Origin of the sequence: Vibrio sp. Vb1026 (assembly GCF_033338745.1) — a bacterium.
In the GTDB taxonomy this organism is placed as follows: Bacteria; Pseudomonadota; Gammaproteobacteria; order Enterobacterales; family Vibrionaceae; genus Vibrio; species Vibrio alginolyticus.
This window is the reverse complement of the sequence record NZ_JAWOTH010000039.1, coordinates 1-2500: the sequence shown is the minus strand read 5'-3', so window position 1 is coordinate 2500 and position 2500 is coordinate 1. Positions and strand designations below refer to the sequence as shown.

The 2500-nt window shown below is 44.6% G+C and carries 1 protein-coding gene and 2 rRNA genes (1 of these 3 cut by a window edge); all 3 read left to right on the top strand.

The annotated features are described in order from the left end of the window. Positions 1-1396 (top strand): 23S ribosomal RNA (locus tag R7E47_RS23785) (it extends 1526 nt beyond the left edge of the window). A gap of 50 nt (positions 1397-1446) precedes the next feature. Next, positions 1447-1562 (top strand): 5S ribosomal RNA (rrf, locus tag R7E47_RS23780). A 277-nt stretch (positions 1563-1839) separates the two neighbouring features. Continuing rightward, positions 1840-2500, top strand: a 661-nt coding sequence (locus R7E47_RS23775) for an alpha/beta hydrolase (RefSeq protein ID WP_318085107.1), incomplete at its 3' end; no start/stop codon positions are given.

Below are 2500 nucleotides of genomic sequence, written 5' to 3'. Positions count from 1 at the left end.
TAGGCTGATAAGTAGGCAAATCCGCTTATCGTAAAGGCTGAGCTGTGATGGGGAAGCTCCTTATGGAGCGAAGTCTTTGATTCCCCGCTGCCAAGAAAAGCTTCTAGCGAGATAAAAGGTGCCTGTACCGCAAACCGACACAGGTAGGCGAGGAGAGAATCCTAAGGTGTGCGAGAGAACTCTGGTTAAGGAACTCGGCAAAATGACCCCGTAACTTCGGGAGAAGGGGTGCTTTCTTAACGGAAAGCCGCAGTGAATAGGCCCAAGCGACTGTTTAGCAAAAACACAGCTCTCTGCGAAGCCGTAAGGCGAAGTATAGGGGGTGACACCTGCCCGGTGCTGGAAGGTTAAGGAGAGGGGTTAGCGTAAGCGAAGCTCTGAACTGAAGCCCCAGTAAACGGCGGCCGTAACTATAACGGTCCTAAGGTAGCGAAATTCCTTGTCGGGTAAGTTCCGACCCGCACGAAAGGTGTAACGATTTGGGCACTGTCTCAACCAGAGACTCGGTGAAATTATAGTACCTGTGAAGATGCAGGTTACCCGCGACAGGACGGAAAGACCCCGTGGAGCTTTACTGTAGCCTGATATTGAATTTTGGTACAGTTTGTACAGGATAGGCGGGAGCCTTTGAAACCGGAGCGCTAGCTTCGGTGGAGGCGCTGGTGGGATACCGCCCTGACTGTATTGAAATTCTAACCTACGGGTCTTATCGACCCGGGAGACAGTGTCAGGTGGGCAGTTTGACTGGGGCGGTCGCCTCCTAAAGTGTAACGGAGGCGCCCAAAGGTTCCCTCAGAATGGTTGGAAATCATTCGTAGAGTGCAAAGGCATAAGGGAGCTTGACTGCGAGACCTACAAGTCGAGCAGGGACGAAAGTCGGGCTTAGTGATCCGGTGGTTCCGCATGGAAGGGCCATCGCTCAACGGATAAAAGCTACCCCGGGGATAACAGGCTTATCTCCCCCAAGAGTCCACATCGACGGGGAGGTTTGGCACCTCGATGTCGGCTCATCGCATCCTGGGGCTGTAGTCGGTCCCAAGGGTTGGGCTGTTCGCCCATTAAAGCGGTACGCGAGCTGGGTTCAGAACGTCGTGAGACAGTTCGGTCCCTATCCGTCGTGGGCGTAGGAAATTTGAGAGGAGCTGTCCTTAGTACGAGAGGACCGGGATGGACGCACCGCTGGTGTACCAGTTGTTCTGCCAAGGGCATAGCTGGGTAGCTATGTGCGGAAGGGATAAGTGCTGAAAGCATCTAAGCATGAAGCCCCCCTCAAGATGAGATTTCCCATAGCGTAAGCTAGTAAGATCCCTGAAAGATGATCAGGTTGATAGGTTCGAGGTGGAAGCATGGTGACATGTGGAGCTGACGAATACTAATAGATCGAGGACTTAACCATATAATATGTAGCAAATGTTATCTAGTTTTGAAGGAATATGCCTTCAATAGTTTGGTGATGATGGCAGAGAGGTCACACCCGTTCCCATACCGAACACGGAAGTTAAGCTCTCTAGCGCCGATGGTAGTTGGGACCTTGTCCCTGTGAGAGTAGGACGTCGCCAAGCAAGCTTAAGACGAGTCAGAATGACTCGTCTTTTTTGTGTTTCTAATTTCTTATCAACCCCAAATGTAATTTGAATTCTTGAATACTCCGCATTCTTCTATGATTTTTAGCTATATCCATATAATTTTTTATTCAATTTCTTTCATAATTTTTGATATGCTATTTAAGATTTTCTGTTTTATTTCTTAAAGATAGGATTCATTGGCGTGTTAAAATAGTACAGTTGTTTTTTGGAGGTACTTTCACATAAAAAGATTTAAGTTAGAAAAGGAGATAATATGAAAAAGATAGGTATAATTACTGTAGTAGTCTTAGTCCTTCTAGCGATTGTGTATATGTTAGTCGGGAATTATTTTTATAACTATGCGTTAAATGCGAAACAAGAGAAAGAATTTTTGCAAGGTAATCCTCATTTAGCAGAAACGGTAAATGCATCGGGAGATGTATTGGCTATAAATGAAGAAAAGAATGCGAACTTCGTATCGAAGTATAAGCCTAACACATTAACTATACGTTCTTTCGATAAATTGAATTTAAAAGGTTATGAATATATGAATGAACAATCTAGTCATAAATGGGCAATTGTAGTTCATGGATACAATGGTAAAGCATCAGAAATGACGAAATATATTCGTAACTTTTATGAACAAGGTTATAATGTCATAGCACCAGATCTTCGTGGGCACGGAAATAGTGAAGGAAATTATGTTGGTATGGGCTGGCATGATCGTAAAGATATTTTGGTTTGGATTCAACAAATTGTAAAGAAAGACCCTAATGCTGAAATAGCACTATTTGGTGTTTCGATGGGCGCGGCAACTGTAATGATGACTTCAGGTGAAGAGTTACCTTCTAACGTTAAAGTTATTATTGAAGATTGTGGATACTCAACTGTTGTTGATGAATTTACTTATCAACTAAAAGATTTATTCCACTTGC